At 45.0% G+C, this 17483-nt stretch carries 15 protein-coding genes; 2 read left to right on the top strand and 13 right to left on the bottom strand.

Annotation, left to right across the window (positions count from 1 at the left end):
* Nucleotides 1–95 precede the first annotated feature (95 nt).
* The gene (locus ACVS9P_RS04685) at nucleotides 96–656 is read left to right on the top strand and encodes a GNAT family N-acetyltransferase (RefSeq protein ID WP_452104474.1); all 561 of its coding nucleotides are present in this window, start codon (nucleotides 96–98) and stop codon (nucleotides 654–656) included.
* Between the two features lie 99 nt (nucleotides 657–755).
* On the opposite strand, the gene ACVS9P_RS04680 is transcribed toward ACVS9P_RS04685, so the two are convergent.
* A complete protein-coding gene (locus ACVS9P_RS04680; protein ID WP_452104473.1) occupies nucleotides 756–1592 on the bottom strand; it encodes a deoxyribonuclease IV in 837 nt (278 codons plus the stop codon).
* 79 nt (nucleotides 1593–1671) lie between these two features.
* Here ACVS9P_RS04680 and ACVS9P_RS04675 point away from each other — a divergent pair, with 79 nt between their 5' ends.
* Nucleotides 1672–2895, top strand: a complete 1224-nt coding sequence (locus tag ACVS9P_RS04675; RefSeq protein WP_452104472.1) for a Rid family detoxifying hydrolase — start codon at nucleotides 1672–1674, stop codon at nucleotides 2893–2895.
* A 72-nt stretch (nucleotides 2896–2967) separates the two neighbouring features.
* On the opposite strand, the gene ACVS9P_RS04670 is transcribed toward ACVS9P_RS04675, so the two are convergent.
* The 12 genes from ACVS9P_RS04670 to ACVS9P_RS04615 form a co-directional block, all read right to left on the bottom strand.
* Nucleotides 2968–4473 (bottom strand): 4Fe-4S dicluster domain-containing protein, encoded by a 1506-nt coding sequence (locus ACVS9P_RS04670; protein WP_452104471.1) that lies wholly within the window; start codon nucleotides 4471–4473, stop codon nucleotides 2968–2970.
* A 176-nt stretch (nucleotides 4474–4649) separates the two neighbouring features.
* Entirely contained in the window at nucleotides 4650–4985 is a 336-nt protein-coding gene (gene hisE / locus ACVS9P_RS04665) for a phosphoribosyl-ATP diphosphatase (protein WP_452104470.1), read from the bottom strand.
* Entirely contained in the window at nucleotides 4982–5317 is a 336-nt protein-coding gene (gene hisI / locus ACVS9P_RS04660; RefSeq protein ID WP_452104469.1) for a phosphoribosyl-AMP cyclohydrolase, read from the bottom strand. The genes hisE and hisI overlap by 4 nt, the downstream gene beginning before the upstream one ends.
* On the bottom strand, nucleotides 5318–6037 hold the full coding sequence (hisA, locus tag ACVS9P_RS04655; protein WP_452104468.1) for a 1-(5-phosphoribosyl)-5-[(5-phosphoribosylamino)methylideneamino]imidazole-4-carboxamide isomerase: 720 nt from the start codon (nucleotides 6035–6037) through the stop codon (nucleotides 5318–5320).
* A gap of 81 nt (nucleotides 6038–6118) precedes the next feature.
* The gene (hisB, locus tag ACVS9P_RS04650; protein ID WP_452104467.1) at nucleotides 6119–6697 is read right to left on the bottom strand and encodes an imidazoleglycerol-phosphate dehydratase HisB; all 579 of its coding nucleotides are present in this window, start codon (nucleotides 6695–6697) and stop codon (nucleotides 6119–6121) included.
* A gap of 13 nt (nucleotides 6698–6710) precedes the next feature.
* The gene (locus ACVS9P_RS04645; protein WP_452104466.1) at nucleotides 6711–7772 is read right to left on the bottom strand and encodes a pyridoxal phosphate-dependent aminotransferase; all 1062 of its coding nucleotides are present in this window, start codon (nucleotides 7770–7772) and stop codon (nucleotides 6711–6713) included.
* A complete protein-coding gene (gene hisD, locus ACVS9P_RS04640; protein ID WP_452104465.1) occupies nucleotides 7769–9058 on the bottom strand; it encodes a histidinol dehydrogenase in 1290 nt (429 codons plus the stop codon). Before hisD ends, ACVS9P_RS04645 begins: the two co-directional genes overlap by 4 nt.
* Entirely contained in the window at nucleotides 9055–9693 is a 639-nt protein-coding gene (gene hisG, locus ACVS9P_RS04635; RefSeq protein WP_452104464.1) for an ATP phosphoribosyltransferase, read from the bottom strand. Before hisG ends, hisD begins: the two co-directional genes overlap by 4 nt.
* On the bottom strand, nucleotides 9690–10868 hold the full coding sequence (hisZ, locus tag ACVS9P_RS04630) for an ATP phosphoribosyltransferase regulatory subunit (protein ID WP_452104463.1): 1179 nt from the start codon (nucleotides 10866–10868) through the stop codon (nucleotides 9690–9692). Before hisZ ends, hisG begins: the two co-directional genes overlap by 4 nt.
* A 93-nt stretch (nucleotides 10869–10961) precedes the next feature.
* Nucleotides 10962–15302 (bottom strand): PolC-type DNA polymerase III, encoded by a 4341-nt coding sequence (locus ACVS9P_RS04625; protein WP_452104462.1) that lies wholly within the window; start codon nucleotides 15300–15302, stop codon nucleotides 10962–10964.
* Between the two features lie 18 nt (nucleotides 15303–15320).
* Nucleotides 15321–16364 (bottom strand): flavodoxin-dependent (E)-4-hydroxy-3-methylbut-2-enyl-diphosphate synthase, encoded by a 1044-nt coding sequence (gene ispG / locus ACVS9P_RS04620; RefSeq protein WP_452104461.1) that lies wholly within the window; start codon nucleotides 16362–16364, stop codon nucleotides 15321–15323.
* Between the two features lie 41 nt (nucleotides 16365–16405).
* Nucleotides 16406–17479, bottom strand: a complete 1074-nt coding sequence (locus ACVS9P_RS04615) for a M50 family metallopeptidase (RefSeq protein ID WP_452104460.1) — start codon at nucleotides 17477–17479, stop codon at nucleotides 16406–16408.
* Nucleotides 17480–17483: the final 4 nt, after the last annotated feature.

The following is a 17483-nucleotide window of genomic DNA, read 5'->3' as shown; positions in this document are numbered from 1 at the left end:
TGGGCCATCTTTTCAATCAGTGTTAAAAATTGACGTTGATTAAAAGCCAAAAGATCATAAAATTAAAAATTTTGATAGCGGAAAGGATTAAAGTAATGTTAACAAATGTTGGTACTATGAAAATCGAGACAGAAAGATTGATTTTAAGAAGATTTCGGTATACCGATGACGATGCCATGCTCAAATATTGGATCAGCGACCCTAAAATTCAATCGTTATATTCTGAACCAGTTTATTGCACAAAACAAGAAGTAAAAGAACTCCTCGATAAATACATCCATTCTTATGGAAAAAACGATTTTTACAGATGGGCGATTACTTTAAAAAAGACCGACGAATGTATCGGCCAAATTGCCTACTTTTTAGTGGATCATAATAATCACTTTGCTGAAATCGAATACTGTATTGGAAGCCTTTTTCAAAGAAAGGGTTTTGCAACAGAGGCAACAAAAGCCGTGATTCAATATGGTTTCGATAAAATAAATTTACATAAAGTCCAAATATGCCATAAATCCATCAATCTTCCGTCCCGCAAAGTGATTGAAAAATGCGGATTTACTTACGAAGGAACCTTGCGGGACTTCTTTTATCAAGATGGAAAATATATTGATCGACTCTATTACTCCATGTTGAAAGATGAATTTCTGTCAAAATAATTTATAACAAGACATTCCATTGTCCCTGACAAAATTTTATAATTGTGCTATACTAAATGACATTCCAGTAAGTCGATGGGATTTTAGAACCAACCGCAGTCAGTCGCCCGTATAAGCCTCCCGCAAACGCGCGATCTCTTTTCGATAACCGGGAAGTTCATTTGGCGTCTCTAGAAAAAACGGAAGATGGCGAAGTGCCGGGTGATTGATGATTCGTACCATTGCTTCGAACCCGATACTGCCTTCTCCTATTTTTTCATGCCGGTCTTTATGGCTTCCAAAAGGATTTTTGCTGTCATTCAGATGGACCGCACAAAGATGATTTAAACCGACCGTCTGATCAAATTCTTTTAGAACACCGTCTAAATTGTTTACAATATCATAACCCGCATCATAAACATGACAGGTATCTAAACAAACGCCCATCTTTTCTTTGTGTTCTACCCCTTCGATAATCTTTTGGAGTTCCTCAAAATGAGAGCCAACTTCACTCCCTTTTCCAGCCATCGTCTCCAAAAGAATCGTGGTCGTTTGTTGGGGCGTAATCAGGCAGTTGAGCAGTTCCGTAATCTGTTGAATTCCTATCCCGCTCCCCTGCCCCACATGGCTGCCTGGATGAAAATTATAAAGATTTCCCGGCAAAAATTCCATTCGCTGTAAATCATCTTTCATAATTTTCTGTGCAAACCTGCGTATCCGTTCCTCCTTGGAACATGGATTCAATGTATAGGGTGCATGCGCAAGAATAACGGGAAAGTGGTGCTGCTCCATTAAGTTTCTCAGTGCCAAAACATCTTCGTGATCAATCGCCTTTGCACTGCTGCCCCGCGGATTGCGGCTAAAAAACTGAAATGTATCCGCGTTGATAGAAAGCGCTTCTTCTCCCATATGCAAAAATCCCTTGGAAGAAGATAGATGGCATCCGATATGCAGCATGTTTGATTTCCCCTTATATTTAAGAATAATTTTCGTTTTAGTATAGTCCCGGAACGTTAAAAAGTCAAAGGAAGGCAATATGGATTTAAACAGCAAGGCAGAAAGAAGCCTCATTACAACTTATCGAAAATCAATTTGGAACCGCTTTATCGGTGGAATTAAAGACTATCATTTAATTGAGCCAAATGATCGAATTGCAGTCTGTATTTCCGGTGGAAAAGACAGCATCCTTCTCGCCAAATGTATGCAGCACCTACAAAAGTACAGTGATTTTCCATTTTCATTGGAGTTTTTATCAATGGACCCCGGGTATCGTCCTGAAAACCGTGCGCTGCTGCAAAAGAATTGTGATCTGCTGCAAATTCCAGTTCATATTTTCGAAACCGATATTTTCAATATCGTCGCAGATGAAAAACAGTCTCCCTGCTATCTTTGTGCCAGGATGCGCCGCGGCTATCTCTATAAAAACGCACAGGCGCTGCATTGCAACAAAATCGCCTTGGGACACCATTTTGATGATGTAATTGAAACTATTTTGATGAGTCTGCTTTACGGGGCGGAAATGCGGACAATGATGCCAAAACTGCATAGTCAGAATTTCCCCGGAATGGAACTGATTCGGCCGCTGTATCTTGTCCATGAAGAAGATATTATTCGTTGGAAGCATTATAATAATCTTGAATTTCTGCAGTGCGCCTGTCGGCTGACCGAACGTGAACACATGAATCCGGGCAGTGCCGGAAAGCGCGCAAAAGTAAAAGCCTTGATTCGGGAACTAAAAAAAGACAATCCACAGATTGATAAAAATATTTTCCGCAGTGTCCACGAAGTGAATTTAGAAACCCTGATCGGCTGGCGGTGCGGAGACGAACAACATTCTTTTCTGGACAACTATGACAGAAAGGAAAACGATGAAGGAGGTTCTCATATGTCCATCAAAACAATTCAAGCAGATCACGCCCCCGGTGCCGTCGGCCCCTATTCTCATGCAGTACTTGCCGGAAACACTCTTTATACTTCCGGCCAGATCGGTCTGATTCCGGAAAGCGGAACTCTGGCAGAAGGAATTACTGCACAAACAAAGCAGGTACTTCAAAACCTTGAGGCTGTTTTAAAAGCTTCCGACATGACAACAGACGATGTTGTAAAAACGACGGTATTTTTGACAGATCTCAAAGACTTTGAAACCGTAAACCAACTTTACGGTGCAGTCTTCACTAAAAAGCCTGCCCGCTCTTGTGTAGAAGTCGCTGCACTTCCAAAAGGTGCCCTAGTAGAAATCGAGCTAATTGCAGCAAAATAATTTTTTCTTTTGCATCAAAAAAAGCTGATATGAATTCGGACTTTTCCGATCATATCAGCTTTTTAATTTATATCAGTCTAAACGATCCGCCTGCTTACGGTAAGGGCTGTCTTCTGCAGTCTTTTTGTCTGCCTTGGCTTTATAATCAAGGACCATAGAAGTTGCCTTTGTGAGCGGCTGAAGCGTTCCTGCGCCTGCGACGCAGCCTCCAGGGCACGCCATCCCTTCCAAAAGATAACCGTTGTACTTCCCGGCTTTTGCAAGAAGCAGCATCTTATAGCAGTCTCTTAATCCCTGTGCCGACTGAACCTTAACCTCGCGATCCGGATATTTTTTATGGATACAGTCCACAACTGCCTGTGCGACACCCCCGGAAACAGCAAAGCCACGTCCAGCAGCAGTTCCTTCATCCAAAGGACTCTCTCCCGCAATTTTTGTAAGATCGACCTGCTTTGCTTCAAACATTCCCATAGTTTCTTCAAATGTCAGCACAAAATCCACATCACTGCGAATGGTCCGGCGGCTCGCTTCCAGTTTTTTCGCAGAACATGGCCCGATAAAGACCACCTTACAACCAGGATGCTGTTTTTTTAAAAGCCGAGCGGTCAACACCATAGGGGTTAACGCCATCGAAATATAAGATTCAAACTCCGGGAATCTCTTTTTTGCCATGACGCTCCAGCTCGGGCAGCAGGAAGTCGCTAGAAACGGCTGCTTCTCCGGAACTTTAGCCAAAAAGTCCTTGGCTTCTTCTAAGGTACAAAGATCCGCTCCTACTGCAACTTCGGCAATATCTTTAAACCCGAGCTTCTGCATGGCAGGACGCAGCTTTTCCGGCGTCATTTTGGGGCCAAACTGTCCCACAAAGGCCGGAGCGATCGCCGCATAGACCTCATATCCCTCTTTCATTGCATGAATCAGCTGAAAGATCTGTCCTTTATCCGAAATAGCCCCAAACGGACAGTTTACAATGCACATTCCACAGGAAACACATTTATCATAATCGATGGTCGCATGCCCATAAGCGTCGGAATGAATCGCATTCATTCCACAAGCTGCTGCGCAGGGGCGCTCCATCTGTACGATTGCATGATAGGCACAAACACCAACACAGCGCCCACACTTGATACATTTGTCCTGATCGATTACCGCTCTTCCGTTACGGATTCGAATCGCCTGTTTCGGACAAACTTCTTTGCAGGGATGTGCAAGACAGCCCTGGCAAAGTTCTGTCACTTGAACAGTTTTTTCCGGACATTTATTACAGGCAAATTTAATCACATTTACAAGCGGCGGATCGTAATATTTTTCCGCGATTGCGCTCTCAATGATTCCCTGTGAAAGGCGCGTATGCTCTGTAATCGGGCGTAAAGGCAAACCAATTGAAAGCCTTAACCGCTCCCCTACAATTGCTCTCTCCAAAAAAATACTTTCACGATAATTGGCGACTTCTCCTGGAACAATTTTATAAGGAAGATCGTCAATTCTCGAATAATCTCCGCCTTCGTATGCCAAACGTGCAACTTCGGTAAAAACCTTTCGACGGATATCCGTCACAGAAGAATAAATACCTCTCATAACCGGACTCCTTTCTCATTATGCTATCTTTCAATCTGTTATTATTATAACAAACGTTTCTCTATTTGTCTTCTAAAAACTTATTTTTCTTATTGTTTTTCTTTTTTATAAAAAAATAAGCACCGGATAAAAATATCCGATGTTTATTTTCTTCATTTATAGAAAAAAAGCCAAAATCAAGTATTATGGTCAACCTGATGAAACTTTTTAAGATTTCCTGTTTTTTCACTGCGCTTTTTAAGTTCCGCTTCCACGTCTGAAATGTGAATTCCAGATTCCACCATCATGACAGTCAAATGATATAAAAGATCGGAAATTTCCATAATCGTTTCATGATTATCTCCATTTTTTGCAGCAATGATTGTCTCGCTGCACTCTTCCCCGACCTTTTTCAAAATTTTATCAAGTCCCTGCTCAAAAAGGTAGCAGGTATAAGAGCCTTCCTCTTTTTCTGTTTTTCGCTCCAATACGGTATCATAAAGTTCCGCTAAAATATTCTTTTCCTCACTCATATTGTTTGATCCCTCCAAATCTCATCAAAAAAGCAACTGTGATGCCCAGTATGACAGGCGGCGCCCGTCTGATTCACAACCACTAAAAGCGTATCACTGTCACAGTCTCCTGTAATGGAAACCACCTTCTGCAAATGGCCGGAAGTAGCGCCTTTATTCCAGAGTTCCTGTCTGGAGCGAGACCAAAACCATGTATATCCAGTCTCTAAAGTCTTCTGCAGAGATTCCAGATTCATATAGGCCAGCATCAAAACCTCTCCGGTTTTTGCCTCTTGGACAATCGCTGGGACCAAACTTCCTTTTTGAAAAAAGCGTTCCAGATTCTGTGCCATTTACTCTTCCTCCGCGATTCTAAGAGCTTCTTCCAGTTTTAGATCCCCATTATAAAGCGCTTTTCCACAAATAACCCCATAAAGATGGAGTGCTTTTAAATCCTCAATGTCTTTCGCGCGGCTAACCCCACCGCTTGCAATAATATTACAGGAAACTGCCTTTTGCAGTTTTTCCAACATTTCAAGATTGGGTCCTGTGAGCATCCCGTCGCGGTCAATATCCGTCATAATGATATACTGTGTTCCAACCGCTTCCACTCGTTTTGCAAGTTCAATATAATCCATATGAGAAGTATGTGTCCATCCTTCTGCCGCAACCATACCGTTTCTGGCATCAATTCCGATTGCAATTTGATCCCCATATTTTCGAACCGCTTCGGCCGTAAAATCCGGATCTGCCAATGCGGCCGATCCCAAAATTACCCGGGAAATACCACTTTGCAGATAATGTTCCACCGCCTGCATCGTGCGAATTCCGCCACCTAATTCCACTTTTAAATCTGTAGAACGAACCACCTGAAAAATCAGCTTTGAATTAACCGGCACAGCAGCTTTCGCTCCATTTAAGTCCACCATATGCAACCATTTTGCACCGGATTTCTGAAATTGTTCTGCCGTCTGCACAGCGCTCACCGCTACTCTGTGCGCTGTCGAATAATCTCCGCGAAAAAGCCGTACACATTGTCCGTCCTTCAGATCGATTGCAGGTAAAATGACCATCTCGTTTTGCACTCCTTTTCCTTACTGTTCTAAAAACTGTTCCTTATTAAATTTTATCTTTCCCTAAATAAAATCCATTTTTCAAGAATCTAACTTTCCTTTTGTCGATAGGGTTCCGTCATAAGGGGCAACCGCTTCATGCAAAGCATGTCCCAATGCTTTAAAGATCCCTTCAATTTCATGATGCGCATTTTCTCCATAGAGAATTTCCGCATGCAGTGTGATTCCAGCATTTGTTGCAAATGCGCGCAGAAATTCACTCGTCATGCAGGTATCAAAATCTCCGACACGTTCCTGAGAAAGCGTTCCTCGGAACACCAAAAACGGGCGTCCGCTCACATCAACATGAACACTGCAAAGCGATTCGTCCATCGGAATCCAGAAACTTCCATACCGCTTGATTCCGCTCTTATCGCCCAAAGCCTGTGCAAATGCTTTGCCAAGGACAATTCCGGTATCCTCTACCGTATGATGGCAGTCTACAAACAAATCGCCCTCTGCCCCAATGGAAAGTCCAAAACCACCGTGAACAGCAAAAGCCTCCAGCATATGGTCAAAGAATCCGATTCCGGTGGAAATTTCGACAGGACCGCCGTCCAGATTGAGCCGAACTGAAATATCTGTCTCTTTCGTCTTTCGATTCTGAATCGCTGTACGCATGGTTAGCCTCCTATCAGTCTTTGAGCAGTGCTTCAAAAGTCTCTAAAAACTTTTCATTCTCAGTAGGACTTCCGGCTGTAACCCGCAGCGCCTGCGGAAAATACCGCACAGAAATCCCCTTTTGCAATAAAGCTTCATAAATTTCCTTTGCATTTTCCAAGCGGAGATACAAAAAGTTTGTTACGCTCTCTTCCATCGAAAATTTCTCCGGATATTTCTTTTTGAGCGCCTGCAGTTCTTTTTCCAGGCATTTGCGAGAATCGACCACTTTCTGAATGTTTTCCCTTACCAGATCGGGGTGACTCAAAAAAATAGTTCCTGCCCGCTGCGTCATCACATTTACATTATACGGCGACTTGACCGCTCGAATCAAGCCCGTTATTTTCTGATTTGCCACAGCAAATCCCAATCGTGCCGCTGCAAATCCCATTTTAGAACAAGTGCGCAAAATAATCAAATTATCATATTGATCTTCTTTTCCTAAAAACGACTGCTCACGGCCCCAAAAATCCATATAGGCTTCGTCAAGAACTACCAGCGCATCCACTGATGTAATCAGACGGTGTACGTCTTCTTTACTAAGTCCCAGTCCTGTGGGATTGCAGGGATTACTGAAAAGAAGCAGACGAGCATTATTTTCCTTAATTGTACGAATTAAGTTTTCTACCCGCATTGTCCCCTCCCCTGGCTTTTTAAGAAGGACACAATTTGATTCCGTCAAATGTGGATAAAAAGTATACATCGAAAAATCCGGATCTGTTGTGACCATTGTTTCGCCCTTCATCAAAAAGGCTGACAGCAAAACGGAAATCAGTTCATCAGAGCCGTTTCCGGCCGTTATATGATTCGGATCGACTCCATAAAACGCACCGAACGCCTTACAAAGTTCTGAGGCAAACGGATCTGGGTAACGGTTAAACGAGATTTCTCCCAACGCTTTTTTTGTCTCTTTTAAGACTGTCTCCGGAAGATTCAAAAAAGATTCATTTGCATCCAGATGAATAATTTCCCGATTTTCTTCCACCGGAATATACGGTGAAAGCGCACTCAATTTTTGGTTCAGCTGATAGCTCATTGCGGTTTCCTCACTTCAATAGAGTTTGCGTGTGCTGTAAGTCCCTCGGTTTTAGCAAGCGTAATAATCTCATCACAGACAGGCTCTAAAGCATCTTTTGTATAATAAATAAAGCTTGATTTTTTAATAAAACTATCCACAGAAAGAGGGGAAAAGAAGCGGGCTGTTCCGCTGGTCGGGAGCACATGATTTGGTCCTGCGAAATAATCACCCAGCGGCTCCGGAGAATAATTCCCGAGAAATACGCTTCCCACGTTATCGAGAGACCCCAGATATTCCATCGGGTTTTTCGCACAAAGTTCCAAATGTTCCGGTGCAAGCTCGTTCGCAAAATCGACTGCTTCTCCGAGATCTTTGCAGATGATCACGGCACCAAAATGATCCAGAGACTGTTCAATGATTTCTCTTCGAGAAAGAGTCTTGATCTGCTCATACAATTCTTTAACGGTCTCGTCTGCAATCTTTTCACTGGTCGTCAGCAAAATGGCAGAAGCCATCGGGTCATGCTCCGCCTGACTCATCAAATCAGCCGCCAGAAAACGTGGATTTGCAGATTCATCCGCAACAATCAGAATCTCGCTGGGACCTGCAATCATATCGATATCGACAACACCATAAAGCTGACGCTTTGCAGTTGCAACATAAATGTTGCCGGGACCGACGATCTTATCTACTTTCGGGATTGTTTCTGTTCCGTAAGCCAGCGCTGCAATCGCCTGTGCTCCACCTACCAAGAATACACGACTCACCCCTGCTTCCAGGGCCGCGGCCATAATTGCCGGATTCGGCTTTCCGCCTTTTCCGGGAGGCGTCATCATGATAATTTCTTCCACACCAGCGATATGAGCGGGAATCGCATTCATCAAAACGCTGCTCGGATATGCTGCTGTGCCGCCGGGTACATAGATTCCTACTCTTTTTAACCCTCGAATCCGCTGTCCCATTAAAACGCCGTTTTTCTTAGGCTCTATCCAACTTTGCTGTTTCTGTCTCTGATGAAAATCTTTGATATTTTCTGCCGCATCATGAAGCGCCTTCAAAAAGTCGGGATCACAGCTCTTTTTGAGCTTCTCCATTTGCTCATGCGTCACTTCAATCGGATTCGGAACAGCGCCGTCAAAACGCATGGTATAATCTAAAACCGCTTTGTCTCCCTGCGTCTTTACTGTCTGCAGAATCTCCGCTACGGCAGCATCCACTTTTTTTCCGTTAGAAGCATTCCGCGCTTTTAATTGTTCAATAAACCTGCGGCTAATTTTTCCGCCTTCTTTAACGACCTCTATCATGCCTGTTCCTCCTTTACCCGCTCCATTTTCTCCACAAGCGCCTCAATCTCAGATTTGCGCAGCTTTAAACTCGCCGTATTTGCAATCAGCCTTGCAGAAATCGTGCAAACGGTATCAATCACCTCAAGGCCGTTTTCTTTTAGAGTCGAACCAGTTTCCACGATATCCACAATCGCATCGGAAAGCCCCAAAAGAGGCGCCAGTTCTACACTGCCCTCAATCTTGATGATTCTCACATCCATGGCTTTATTTTCAAAATAGGAACGTGCCACATTCGGATACTTCGAGGCAATTGTCTTTGCTCTGTATCCAGAAAAGAAATCTGTCCCTTTCGGACCAGCCAGAGCAAACCGGCATTTTCCAAAACCGAGATTTAAAAGTTCGTAATAGCTTCCGCCTTTTTCCAGAATCGTATCTTTTCCGACAACTCCAAGATCACAGACTCCATGTTCCACGTATGTAATGACATCGTTTGCCTTTGCCAGAACAACTTCAATCTCGCCATTGCCCACCGGCAGAATCAATCTACGCCCTTTATTGTGTACCGCAGAACAATCAAGACCAATTTTTTCCAACATCTCTACGGTTTTTTCTTCCAAGCGCCCCTTTGTGAGTGCAATCCGCAATGGTTTCATTCTTTTCCCTCCACAAACTCCACTTTGGGAATGTTACGGGATTTTGCATAATTGAGCGCTTCTTCCCGTGTTTCGCAGAGACTTGTTTCGCAGCAGATTCCCTGTGCGGTCAATTTTGCTGCCCGGCGCAACGCCGAAACCGCCTGCCCATGATCTCCATGGACCAAAACCTGCGGCTCCTGTACTGCCGGATATTCATCATTTTGCAGCAAAATTTTCGTCACTGCATCGACATTCACTCCGAATCCGACTGCCGGCATCTTGCACCCATAATGTTCAAGTAAATGATCATACCGTCCGCCAAAAAGGACTGCATCGCCGTATTCTTCCGTATATGCGGTAAAAACGACACCCGTATAATAATTATTTCGCTGCACTAAGCCAAGATCCACCATCAGGCGGTCTCCCAAACCCAAATCCTGTACTGCATGATAAAGCTTCTTTAGATAGGAAAGCGTCTCTTTTGCCTTTGGCGTTGCACAAAGCTTTTCCGCTTCTTCAAAGACTTCTTCCCCGCCAAACAGACGCGGAAGCCGCCGCATTGCATCTACCGCAGCAGACGCGGGCAGCGCATCCAAAATTTGATCGAGCGCCGCATAATTTTTGCTCTCGATCGCGCTGCGGATGTCTTCCAGACGATCTTCCGAAAGAGAGAGCTGCTCTGCCAGCGCATGAAAAAAGCCTGCATGCCCTAATTCCAGACGAAAATCGGGCACACAAGAAAGAAGAGATTCCACCGCCGTTGTCAAAACTTCCAAATCGGCCCGAAGTCCATCGGCCCCTAAGAGCTCCACCCCAGCCTGCGCATTTTCATCTTCCCTGCCGATCAAAATGGGATTACTGCGGTAAACCGGCTGATCATAATAAAGGCGCAGTGGACGCGGCTGATTTAAAAGCCGTGTTGCCGCAAGACGTGCAATCGGCATTGTGGAATCCGGGCGCATAACAATCAGTCTGCCATGGCGATCCGTCATCTTATACATGACTTCCTGCCCAATTCCGGCCTCTGACTGCGTAAAAACATCATAGTACTCAAAGCCGGGCGTCATCACCTCATGATAGCCGCGTACCCGAAAAGCTTCCGTCAGTCTCCGCTCCGCTTCACGCCGAGCAAGACATTCTTCAAACAAAAGGTCATGGGTTCCTTCCGGTGTAATTTTATGATTCTGTTTCATAGAGTTCTCCTGTCACTTTAGTGTGCTACCATGATATCACATGAAATCGATAGTGTCAATCTTTTTCTCCTGCAAAGTAAGGGCTCATTACACTCAGAAAAAGGTCATTTGGCTGCTCTGAGGCAGATTCCCCATTGCGCCTGCTTCCTGCAGTTTTTCGATCACAGTCTTGCTGACTTTAGAACGTGCCTGCACATCATCCATCGAAATATAAGGTCCCTCTCTTCTTGCAAGAGCAAGGGAAGCAGCTGCTGCCTCGCCTACCCCTCCGATAGAAGCAAACGGCAAACGAATTTTTCCGTTTTCGACTAAATATTTACGCGCATCGGAATAATAAAGATCTACCGGCAGAACTTCGATTCCGCGGGCAAGCATTTCATTAACGATCTGGAATGTATCGAAAAGTGCCTCTTCTTTTGCGCTGGCCTCTTTCCCCTTCATTCGGATTTCCTGCATTTTTTGTTCTACGACATGTTTTCCTTTCATTACGGTCGCACCATCAAAGTCTTCTCCGCGAACCGTAAAATAAGCCGCATAATATTCCACCGGACGATGGACCTTATACCAACCGAGCCGCAGCGCCGCAATCATATAAGCAGCTGCATGCGCTTTCGGGAACATATATTTAATCTTAAAGCAGGAATCAATGTACCACTGCGGCACATTGTGTTCCTTCATCGCCTTAATATGGTCTTCTGTCAAAAGTTTTGTTGCTTTGCCCTTTCTGGTAATTTCCATGATCTTAAAAGCCATCTTCGGCTCCAATCCTTTATGTAACAGATAGGTCATGATGCTGTCACGCGTTCCGATGACCTCACTGATATTACAGGTTCCGTTTTTAATCAGATCCTGTGCATTGCCCAACCAAACGTCGGTACCATGCGAAAGGCCTGAAACCTGCAGAAGGTCAGAAAAAGTTTTCGGCTGAGAATCCATCAGCATTCCGCGCACAAATGGAGTTCCGAGTTCCGGCATCGAAAAAGTTCCAGTCTTAGAATCAATATCCTCTTCCGTTACCCCCAATGCTTCTGGGGAATGGAACAGACTCATCACCTGCTGATCGCTCATGGTGACAGACATCACGGAGATTCCGGTATATTCTTCCAAATACCTATAAATCGTCGGCACATCGTGCCCCAGCTCGTCCAATTTACAAATGGTATCATGAATTTTATGGAAATCGAAGTGTGTTGTGATATTATCATTCTTCTGATCATTGGCCGGATGCTGAATCGGACAAAAATCATAGATTTCGTATCCTTTGGGCACAACAACCATGCCGCCGGGGTGCTGCCCGGTCGTTCTCTTTACGCCGGTACAGCCGTTTGCAAGGCGCAGCTCCTCTGTGCGATTTAAAATCAGATTTTTTTCTTCTTCATATTTTTTCACATAGCCGATTGCGGTTTTATCCGCAACAGTTGCGATCGTACCAGCTTTAAACACATGGTCTTTACCAAAAAGAGTCTCTGTATAGCGGTGAGCGCCCGACTGATATTCGCCGGAAAAATTCAGGTCGATATCAGGGGTCTTATCGCCGTCAAATCCCAAAAACGTTTCAAAAGGAATCGTATGCCCATCGCGATTTAACGGCATCCCACAGACAGGGCAGTCCATCGGCGGAAGATCAAAGCCGGAAATGACACTGCCGTCCGTAATAAACTTGCTGTATTTGCAGGCAGGGCAGATATAGTGCGGTGCCAGCGGATTTACTTCGGAAATTCCGGACATGCTCGCAACAAAGGAAGAACCGACACTGCCACGGGAACCGACCAGATAACCATGGGCTTCGCTGTCGGCAACCAGCTTCTGAGCGGTCATATACAGCACCGAAAATCCATGTTTATTAATGGAACCAAGTTCTCGATCGAGTCTTGCCCGAACGATCTCCGGCAGTGGGTCGCCATAAACCTGTTTTGCGCGCTTCCAGCAGATCGAATTCAGCTGCTCCTCCGCACCATCAATGAAAGGAGGAAAAATGCCATCTGGAATTGCACGAATCGGCTCGCACAAATCAGCAATCTTGTTGGGATTCGTCACGACGATCTCGTAGGCTGTCTCTTTTCCGAGATATTCAAATTCCTTGAGCATTTCTGCTGTGGTACGGTAATAAAGCGGCGCCTGATTATCTGTATCATCAAAGCCCTTTGCAGCCATTAAAATCTTTCGATAAGCGCCGTCTTTCGGGTCCATAAAGTGGACGTCACAGGTGGCAATGACCGGTTTATGAAGTTTTTTCCCGATCTTTATAATCGTTTTATTGTAATCCTGCAAGGTTTCAATATTCGGAACACTGCCCTCTCGCACCAGAAAAGCGTTATTCCCCAATGGCTGGATTTCCAGATAATCATAAAAAGAAGCGATCTCCAAAAGCTTATTCCATGGCTGCCCGTTTTCGATGGCACGGTAAAGCTCTCCTGCTTCACAGGCACTGCCAATCAAAAGTCCTTCCCGATGCTTCATCAGTTCACTTTTTGGAACTCTGGGATTGCGGTAAAAATACCGCAAATGCCCCATAGAAACCAACTTGTAAAGGTTTTTAAGGCCGACATGGTTTTTGACCAGAATAATCTGATGATAGGAAGGGATTTTTTTCGGATCGCCGCCGGCTAAAGCCATATTGATCTCATCCACTGTTCTGCACTTAGTATCCTCTTTCAGTCTCCGGAAAAGGCGAATCAGGATTTCTCCAAGTACAGCTGCATCATCGCAGGCACGGTGATGGTTAAACGGATCCAATTTTAAATATTTTGCAACCGTGTCCAACTTTACATTTTTAATGTCCTTTAAAAGGCTGCGACACATCGGGACCGTATCAATATAAGGATAGTCAAAGGTCATTTGGCTCCGCGCCGCTGCTTTTCTCAAAAAAGACGTATCAAAGTCTGCATTATGCGCAACAAGGACCGCATCTGTTCCGCAGAACTCATAGAACATTTTAAGAGCTTCTGCCTCTTTCGGGGCCCCTTTTACCATCTCGTCCGTAATCCCGGTAAGCTCCGTAATCTTTGCCGGAATTGGACGTTCCGGATCAACAAAGGTATCAAAGTTTTCGAGAACCTCTCCATTTTTCACCCGAACAGCGCCAATTTCGGTAATCCGCTCTTCATTTGCAGAAAGTCCGGTCGTTTCCAAATCGAAGCTGATAAATTCTCCGGAAAGGGGACGGTCGCTGTGACCAGTTACCGCCGGAACCAAGTCGTTGACAAAATAAGCCTCCATCCCATAAATCACCTTAATGGGATGTCCGGCTTTTTTCATATCGGCAGCAGCATTCATTGCATCTGGGAATGACTGCACAACACCGTGATCGGTAATAGCAATCGCCGGGTGTCCCCATTCGGCCGCTCTGCGCACCAAATCTTCCGCCGAATTAACGCCATCCATGCTGGACATACAGGTATGTAAATGTAGTTCCACACGCTTGACTGGTGCTTTATCTTCAACCTTAAGCTGCTTGACCGCTGCAAGGCCTCTTGGCCGCATTACAATTTCGTGATCGTATTTGTCATATTCCACATCGCCCTTAATGAGAAAAGTCATTCCCTTTTTAATTGTATCCAAGGTACGGCAATTCTGCACTGCCTCAATCACTTTCAAGGTAATGGAACCGGTATAATCCGTTACATTGATGGAATAAATTTTGCGGCTGTTGTCACGGGTCGTACGTATTTCCAGTGAAAATACTTCACCCCAAATGATGCAGGAGCCGATATCCGGCGATACTTTTGAAATTGGGATCGGCTTTCCTTTTGGCATCCGTCCGAAAAATTCCCGGGCAGTCTCCAAAACGACCGTCGGCATCAGCGTTTCGCCTTCTCGAATCTGCGTAGAAAGTTCCACTGCCTGATGATTCATCGAGATTTCATAGTCTTCCGCCTGACGCACAAGATTTTCTCTGTGGGCAGTTTCCTGTACCTTGTTTTGTTTTTCTAAATAGGCGGCACTCTCTCCATCCACATGCAGAGTGCCACAAAATTCGACCCGAATATTCTCATGGAACTCCTCGCGAATTAGTTCACTCAGAATTCGATCCGCATGACGGGTCTTGAGCAAATTTTCGCCGCCGTGTTTTAATTCGATTTTCAAAACGCCATCAGAAAGCGTTGGTACCGAATCTCTCAGACTACCGTTGATGCTTGCTTCGCGGCGTTTCAGTTCCATAACGAGATTTGGGTAGTACTCCACCGAAAAACTTGCGTTTTGATAATGCGGCTTCAATCTGGCGCCGGATAGATTCAGTTCTTTGCACGCCGAAATCTTTTTTTCCGCATGATAAAATTCTTCTCGAGAGATCGTTTCATTCATCGACAATTCTGCAGAAATAATCCGGTTTTTCGTATCAATCTGCAACCCAAGAAGTTCCCCTTTGCAAAGTGCAGGGGGAAGATCTTCACAATCAATATAATTTTCAAAAAAGCCTTGAAAAGTATTCAAATCGGTCTCATCCTTCTCTTAAAGTGCCTCAATTTCCTCCATCAGTGCATCGACCAGCTTCTCTTCCGGCACACGGCGCAAAATTTTGCCGTGCCGGAACAAAAGACCCACGCCATTTCCACCGGCAATGCCGACGTCCGCTTCCCTTGCTTCTCCCGGTCCATTTACTACACACCCCATCACCGCAACGGTAATTGGTTTTGTACAGTTCTGCAGACGCTTTTCCACCTGCTCTTCGATTGCAATCAGATCAATCTGTGTTCTTCCGCAAGTGGGACACGAAACAATTCGCGGACCCGGTTTTCCAAGGCCCAATGCTTTCAAAATATCTTTTCCCGCATAGACTTCGCGCACTGGATCTGCCGTCAGCGATACCCGAATCGTATCCCCGATTCCACGCTGCAAAAGCGAACCGATTCCAATCGCAGATTTAATAATCCCCATTCGCTCACTGCCGGCTTCCGTTACACCCAAATGAAGCGGATAATCGCATTTCTGCGCACAGAGTTCATACGCCCTGATCATCGTATCCACGTCGGAAGACTTCATCGAAAGGACAATATCCTCAAACTGAAATTTTTCCAAAAGAGAAGCATGATAAAGCGCACTTTCGACCAGCGCTTCCGGAGAGGGCTTCCCATATTTTTCTAAAATATGCGGTTCCAAAGAACCACCGTTAACACCGATCCGAATCGGGATATGCCTCTTTTTGCAGCAGTCAGCTACCGCTTTGACATTCTCGTCTCCGCCGATATTTCCGGGATTAATTCGAATCGCGTCCACTCCGGCTTCTGCCGAAAGCAACGCCAAACGATAATCGAAGTGAATATCGGCAACCAGCGGAACCGGCACCGCTTCTTTAATCGCAGGAATCAGCCTGACTGCTTCTTCATCCGGAATTGCTGCACGAATAATTTCGCACCCGGCATCAGAAAGCTCCTTCGCCTGACGAACAGAGCCTTTCACATCATGGGCCGGGCAATTCAGCATCGACTGTACAGAAACAGGTGCACCGCCGCCTACCGGCACCGTTCCGACCAATACTTTCCGTGTTTTCCTCATCTGTTATTCCTCCTTCCGAATCATTCTGTAACAGAAAAAGACTAACCTCCGATTCCCGTTCCATTAAAAATTCTCACCACATCATTGACGGTAACCAGCATCATGAGCGCCATCAAAAGGGCAAAGCCAACGGTATTAATCCGTTCTTCTATCTTTCTATTTAAGGGCTTTCTACGAATTTTTTCAATCAGCAAAAGCAGCAGCTTTCCCCCATCCAAAGCTGGAATTGGCAGCAAATTCACGACAGCCAAGTTGACTGTAATCACCATAATCAGATAGAGCATATTTTCCATTGCAAGCTGAAATCCACCGTTCTGTACGCTTTGGCTTGCTACTTTTCCGATCATGCTGAATGTCCCTACCGGCCCTGCAATATCTTTTAAGCCAAATCTGCCCTGTACAATTCCTGCGAGGCTTGCCCAAACCATTCGGACTGTTGAAACCGTATCATCAAAGGTTTTCGTCATAACGGTTCCAAAATTTTTCTCTACCGGCATCACATAAAAATCCAGTGCCAACATCTGCGAGCCATCCTGTGCCTGCATTGTATGGAATTTGACATCTGAAAATTTTATCGTTTTGCCATCTCTCTGAACCGTCAGATCAACATCATTGGGATTTGCCAGAGCCAGAGCAAAGCTCAAATCTTTATCTGTATTCACCCAATACCCGTCGATCCCTGTAATCCGGTCTCCAACTTGGAGTCCTGCCGCCTGTGTAGCAGAATTCTCCTGAAAGACGCTGATCGTCGTAGAATTAAATCTCTGCTGTGGAATCAGCAAAATCATGACAAATACAAATCCCAAAACCATGTTCATAATTGCCCCCATGGCAATTACTAGAGCCCGTTTCCAAATTGGCTTTTTTTCAAAAGCATTCTTGTTATCGCTTTCCTCGTCCTCTCCCTCCATTGCGCAGAATCCCCCAATTGGGAACAAGCGCAGGGAATACTCTGTTTCTCCTTTTGTAAAATGAAAAAGCTTCGGACCCATACCGATTGCAAATTCATTTACTTGGATTCCGCAAAGCTTTGCCGTTACAAAATGGCCTCCTTCATGAATCAGGATCACCAATCCAAACAGCAGCACTGCAATGATAATGACGAGTACGGTCATTGAA

Source organism: Caproicibacterium sp. NSD3, assembly GCF_053613275.1.
This window is presented reverse-complemented; position numbering and strand designations above follow the sequence as displayed.

What these genes read in the sequence shown, in the direction of transcription:
- hisA (WP_452104468.1), bottom strand. Translation starts at nt 6,037, where the DNA reads ATGGTCATTTTACCTGCAATCGATCTGAAGGACGGACAATGTGTACGG.
- hisB (WP_452104467.1), bottom strand. Translation starts at nt 6,697, where the DNA reads ATGCGTACAGCGATTCAGAATCGAAAGACGAAAGAGACAGATATTTCA.
- ACVS9P_RS04645 (WP_452104466.1), bottom strand. Translation starts at nt 7,772, where the DNA reads ATGAGCTATCAGCTGAACCAAAAATTGAGTGCGCTTTCACCGTATATT.
- hisI (WP_452104469.1), bottom strand. Translation starts at nt 5,317, where the DNA reads ATGGCACAGAATCTGGAACGCTTTTTTCAAAAAGGAAGTTTGGTCCCA.
- ACVS9P_RS04615 (WP_452104460.1), bottom strand. Translation starts at nt 17,479, where the DNA reads ATGACCGTACTCGTCATTATCATTGCAGTGCTGCTGTTTGGATTGGTG.
- hisZ (WP_452104463.1), bottom strand. Translation starts at nt 10,868, where the DNA reads ATGAAACAGAATCATAAAATTACACCGGAAGGAACCCATGACCTTTTG.
- hisE (WP_452104470.1), bottom strand. Translation starts at nt 4,985, where the DNA reads ATGAGTGAGGAAAAGAATATTTTAGCGGAACTTTATGATACCGTATTG.
- hisD (WP_452104465.1), bottom strand. Translation starts at nt 9,058, where the DNA reads ATGATAGAGGTCGTTAAAGAAGGCGGAAAAATTAGCCGCAGGTTTATT.
- ACVS9P_RS04670 (WP_452104471.1), bottom strand. Translation starts at nt 4,473, where the DNA reads ATGAGAGGTATTTATTCTTCTGTGACGGATATCCGTCGAAAGGTTTTT.
- ACVS9P_RS04680 (WP_452104473.1), bottom strand. Translation starts at nt 1,592, where the DNA reads ATGCTGCATATCGGATGCCATCTATCTTCTTCCAAGGGATTTTTGCAT.
- ACVS9P_RS04675 (WP_452104472.1), top strand. Translation starts at nt 1,672, where the DNA reads ATGGATTTAAACAGCAAGGCAGAAAGAAGCCTCATTACAACTTATCGA.
- hisG (WP_452104464.1), bottom strand. Translation starts at nt 9,693, where the DNA reads ATGAAACCATTGCGGATTGCACTCACAAAGGGGCGCTTGGAAGAAAAA.
- ACVS9P_RS04685 (WP_452104474.1), top strand. Translation starts at nt 96, where the DNA reads ATGTTAACAAATGTTGGTACTATGAAAATCGAGACAGAAAGATTGATT.
- ispG (WP_452104461.1), bottom strand. Translation starts at nt 16,364, where the DNA reads ATGAGGAAAACACGGAAAGTATTGGTCGGAACGGTGCCGGTAGGCGGC.